We start from the raw sequence: 4,641 nt of genomic DNA, 5'->3' as shown, positions 1-4,641 counted from the left end.
TCCATATCGGCATTTTAGAAATGTACGAGAATCAAATTCAATGTCATTAATATCAAATATAACTGCATGCTCAGCCCCCTGTTCTAAGGCCCTTTTCAAAAAATACTTTTGCTCGTCTGTTAAGATTTTTGTCACTCTTACCTTCTCCTTTCAAAAAATAGCGGTTACTAGCAAAAACAAAAAGGCTTCGATTTTTTCCCATAGAAAAAAATCGAAGCCTTTGGTTTTCCAATCAGCTTGTTGTTGATAATATTAGCATCGATAAAGAAGTTTGTCAATCCTATGAAATGTTGCAAAATACTACCATATATTAAGCCTCTGTAAATCCACAGAGGCTTAATATATAAAATCTTTGGAGCCGGTAACAGGGCTCGAACCTGCGACCCTCTCATTACGAATGAGATGCTCTACCGACTGAGCTATACCGGCAATTTGACAATAATATTCTACTCTTAGAAACCAAAAAAGTCAATATTGACAAGATTGGTTTGACGACCAGCTCAGCTTAGAAATTTCTTCAAGAAGCCTATTAAGGCTATTAGAATCACTAAACAAGTCAGATACTACGCTACCATCGAGTTTTCGGTTACTCACCATTCCTTGCATAATCTTTTTGACTTCGCCTATGGCCAGCGGCTGGCGGTATGGTCTATTCTCGCTTAAAGCGACAAACACATCAGCAACACCCACTATTCTGGAACCCAGCCGAAGCGAATTTCCAGGTATGCGGAAAGGATATCCTGAACCGTCTAATGTCTCATGATGAAAGGCCGCCCACTCAGCAATTGTCGAAAACCCGTCAATCTGTTCCAAAATCCGGTAGGTGTAGTAAGGATGTTGCTTAATAATTGAGAATTCAGTATCTGTTAGCTTACCTGGCTTTTCCAGTATTTTATTGGGTATAGCCAGCTTACCCAAATCATGGAATAGACCAGCAATTTTTATCAACTTGACTTCCTGTTGGCTGTACCCCCTCGCCTGGGCCAAAAAAGCAGCGACTAAAGAAACACTACGGGAATGCATACCTGTAAAACAGCTGGTACGGTCAATAATAGTAGCAAAAATTTCGCCAATATTAACAACATCATCCATATTAAAAACCATTCGCCCATACATATCAATCTGCTGGAAGAAGTTCTGGTAATAGTGCCGATTGATCAAATCTAGCCAAAAACCATCTTGGCGAGCAATTTCATGCAAAGCCCGTACCAAATCAGGGTCGAAATAGCTACCGCGCAACTCCCGAATAGCCGATAAAACGTCAGGTCGCTGCTTAAATATATACACATGATCCTGAAGAAGCACCTCTAAACGGTCTGCCAGATTAATAATCCTGCTGCTGATAGGAATATCTTTCCCCGCAAGGCCAGACGGATTGTCGCCATCCCATCTATCATGATGGTAGCGAATAGGTTCAGCCAACATACCCAACTGCTGTGAATCTTTTAATAGGGCGTAACCGGCTTCGGCATGGTGGTACACATCATCGCCGAGTTTTAAATTAAGCAACTTTTTTTTCTCAGACCAGCTAGATACGGCACCGATATCATGCAGCAACGATGCATACACAACAATCTGCCGCTGTCTTTCGTCCAGCCCAATATGCTTAGCAATCTTGTCGGCAATAATGGCTGTTCGCCAGTGATGCTGAGATAACCCGTCTGTTGAAATTTCAAACGCAATAGATAAGGCACTCACTAAATTACTAGGGTGGATAGAAAATAACATCTTGTCTCGCTCCCTATATAAAAAATATCCGCGACAACTAGCTGACGTCTCTTGCCGCGGATATTACTCAATTACTGGTTAACCATGTGCATATCTATCCGACAGCTCAGCTTGTTTTGCATCATTAAAGCGGTCTTCAGTACTAAGATAACCAGTTATCCGGCGTACCCGCTTAATGGGGGAACGCTCGACTGCTTTAACTACAATCTCATCGTCTTCAAGACGTAACTGTACCTGAGCAAGTTCTTTATTCTTTTTTTTCCATAACTGTAGCTCTTCAGAAACAATGGCTCTGATTTCCTCTTCGGTAATTTCTGAATCTGCCACAACTTTTACACCATCAATAAGCATATGTATCTCCTCCAAGATTATTTTAATAATATCAATTACTTAATAATAACAGTTATTCAACAATAGTCAATAGGCATTCCATTCACGACTTGTAGTTTTTCCATTTTACTCTATACAGCTTTTCGACACCTTCCGAAAAATCCCTGTAAAAACATTCAAAACAGCAAAACGCTATATCCTAAATTTTGTTGTCATACCAAAGTGAAATGGCGGTGCCTGCAACCACAAGCATATTATTTTTTATCTTCGCAACAAATTCAGCATTGTGCGGGTGGCCTCATAAGGATCTGCAGCACCAATAATCGCAGACACCACAGCCACACCATCTATGCCGGTCTCCATGACTGTCCGAATATTATTGTGATTAATGCCGCCTATAGCAACAACCGGAATCCGCACCTGTTCTTTGATGGTTTTTAGCGTCGCTAAACTTACATTATCGGCGTCATCTTTTGTATTTGTAGGGAATATGGCGCCAACTCCCAGATAGTCAGCGCCCTGTTCCTGCGCGAGCAGTGCTTCCTCCAAAGTAGCCGCAGACACGCCAATAATTTTATTGGGTCCTAACAGTCTTCTAGCTACTGCCACTGGCAAGTCTTCCTGTCCAATGTGAAGTCCTGCAGCATCGATCGCCAACGCAATATCTGCCCGATCATTGACAATCAGCGGTACCCCATAGGTATCAGTTATACGTTTAATTCTGGCAGCTTCCTGAAAAAACTCTAAAGATGATAAGTTTTTCTCCCGAACCTGCACAATAGTAGCTCCACCCCGGATGGCCTGCTCTACAGTTGCCGCTAGCTCCTTATTGCCAAGACAGGCCCTATCGGTTACTACATATAAGGAATAATCAATCTTACGATTATCCATATGAAATTTTCCCACCTTTCTTTAGCTTTTCCGGTGTCATCGCCCACACCGCATCAAACAACCGCACCCGGAAGGTTCCAATTCCTTCTCCTGGCTGTAAGGATTGCTGAGCCAACTCCCCGGCCAACCCCATTGTCATTACGCCGGCAACAGCACCGATAAAGCAATCCTCAGTTGCACCGCAGTAGCAAGCAGTCAACGAGGTTGCCATACAGCCTGTACCTGTTACCTGCGACAAAATCGAATGGCCATTGTCAATCCGACATACCCTCTGCCCGTAGGCAACAATATCCTGTTTGCCAGTGATGGTAATCACACATCCAAGTTTTTCTGAAAGCTGCTTGGCAACTGTTTCTCCATCCTGCTCATCGGCAACCGAATCTACTCCCTTAATATCGGCATCAAGTCCGGCAATAATTTTGATTTCCGACATATTACCGCGAATGACCGAAGGACCAACTTCCTGAATAATTCGCTTGGCCGTAGCTGTACGTAAGAAGGTTGCCCCTACTCCTACTGGATCAAACACAATGGGTATTTCTTTTTCTCTGGCCTTTTTACCAGCAGCTATCATAGAGTCAATGCTCCGGGAATTTAAAGTTCCTATATTTAACACCAATGCAGACGCGAACGAAACCATTTCTTCTACTTCGCTGATATCATCTGCCATAACCGGCGAAGCACCAATCGCCAATGTTATGTTGGCACAATCATTGACCGTCACATAGTTAGTAATATGATGCACCAAAGGTTTCTTCTTCTTTAATTTCAAGAGGCAATCGGATATTTCTTGCAGGATTTCCATGCTTGTATATACCTCCATATGATTTAATCGCAATGCTCTTATCATCAGTACCAAAATACGGGCTCCCAAACAAAACGGCAAGCCAATGTGCAAAAACCAAGCCAAGGCAATCCATCCGTCTTCCCCTAATCAAAAAAATAAAAGCGCACCCGTAAGGGTGTGCTTGCAAATAACAAACGCTGTGTAGCATCCCTACGCTGGCATTACCCAGATCAGGTTAAAGGGTCATAGATATAGGATCTACCTCTCAGCCGGCCTATCCAGCTCCCCTTGCAACATGACTTTTTCCATTTTATAGTAACATATTTTTTTACTATTTTCAATGGAAATTCATAGACTCTTGGTACAAATGCTTTTTAATCTGCGGCTGCCGCACCAATGGCAATACCAATTAAGAGAGCGGCAATCTCGCGCAATGCTTTATTATGTCGCTCCTCTTCTTGTTTTTGCCGCTCTCGCCATGCATGCTCACTTTCAAACGGACGCCGTTTCATTTCCTGCTCATGACGTTGTTTTTCTTGCCGCATACGTTCATCATGTATCCGCTTTTGCTCTTCATGCTTACGTTTTTGTTCTTTCTGTTTACGCTTCTGCTCATTTTCATGATGGTGGCGATCATCACGTTCGTGATGCGCCATTTGTTTTACGCCATTATTATGTACAAATGCCGGTGCTGCAGCAGCTACTGATGAGAACATGCCCACTTGCAATAAACCGATCATGGAATATATGATTGCCTTTTTCGCCATAGACTTCATACTAACACTTCCTTTTTAGATTATAGGTTAATCATAGCAGCCATTTTTTTGATTTATATTAGAAAACACTGGATATAAAAAAAGGTTCTTTGTCAAATGTTGGGGTAAAGCATAAAGTGTAGTGGAGCA

Annotated in this window: 5 protein-coding genes, 1 tRNA gene and 1 riboswitch; all 6 genes read right to left on the bottom strand. The window is 42.4% G+C overall.

Annotated elements, in window-relative coordinates; all coding sequences use genetic code 11:
* Positions 1-353: 353 nt before the first annotated feature.
* Positions 354-429: transfer RNA gene (locus AC29Z1_RS13845), tRNA-Thr, on the bottom strand.
* Between the two features lie 39 nt (positions 430-468).
* Positions 469-1,728: an HD-GYP domain-containing protein gene (locus AC29Z1_RS13840; RefSeq protein ID WP_488272041.1), complete on the bottom strand. Its 1,260-nt coding sequence runs from the start codon at positions 1,726-1,728 to the stop codon at positions 469-471.
* A 78-nt stretch (positions 1,729-1,806) separates the two neighbouring features.
* Entirely contained in the window at positions 1,807-2,079 is a 273-nt protein-coding gene (nrdD, locus tag AC29Z1_RS13835; protein WP_488272040.1) for an anaerobic ribonucleoside-triphosphate reductase, read from the bottom strand.
* Positions 2,080-2,319: 240 nt separating this feature from the next.
* A complete protein-coding gene (gene thiE / locus AC29Z1_RS13830) occupies positions 2,320-2,949 on the bottom strand; it encodes a thiamine phosphate synthase (RefSeq protein WP_488272039.1) in 630 nt (209 codons plus the stop codon).
* Positions 2,942-3,754, bottom strand: coding sequence for a hydroxyethylthiazole kinase (gene thiM, locus AC29Z1_RS13825; RefSeq protein ID WP_488272038.1), 813 nt, complete (start codon positions 3,752-3,754; stop codon positions 2,942-2,944). The genes thiE and thiM overlap by 8 nt, the downstream gene beginning before the upstream one ends.
* A gap of 172 nt (positions 3,755-3,926) precedes the next feature.
* Positions 3,927-4,035, bottom strand: a riboswitch (TPP riboswitch).
* A gap of 75 nt (positions 4,036-4,110) precedes the next feature.
* Positions 4,111-4,512 carry a hypothetical protein gene (locus AC29Z1_RS13820; RefSeq protein ID WP_488272037.1) on the bottom strand — a complete coding sequence of 134 codons (402 nt, stop codon included), beginning with the start codon at positions 4,510-4,512 and terminating at the stop codon, positions 4,111-4,113.
* Between the last annotated feature and the right edge of the window lie 129 nt (positions 4,513-4,641).

It is taken from the genome of Sporomusa sp., from assembly GCF_057736855.1.
This window is presented reverse-complemented; position numbering and strand designations above follow the sequence as displayed.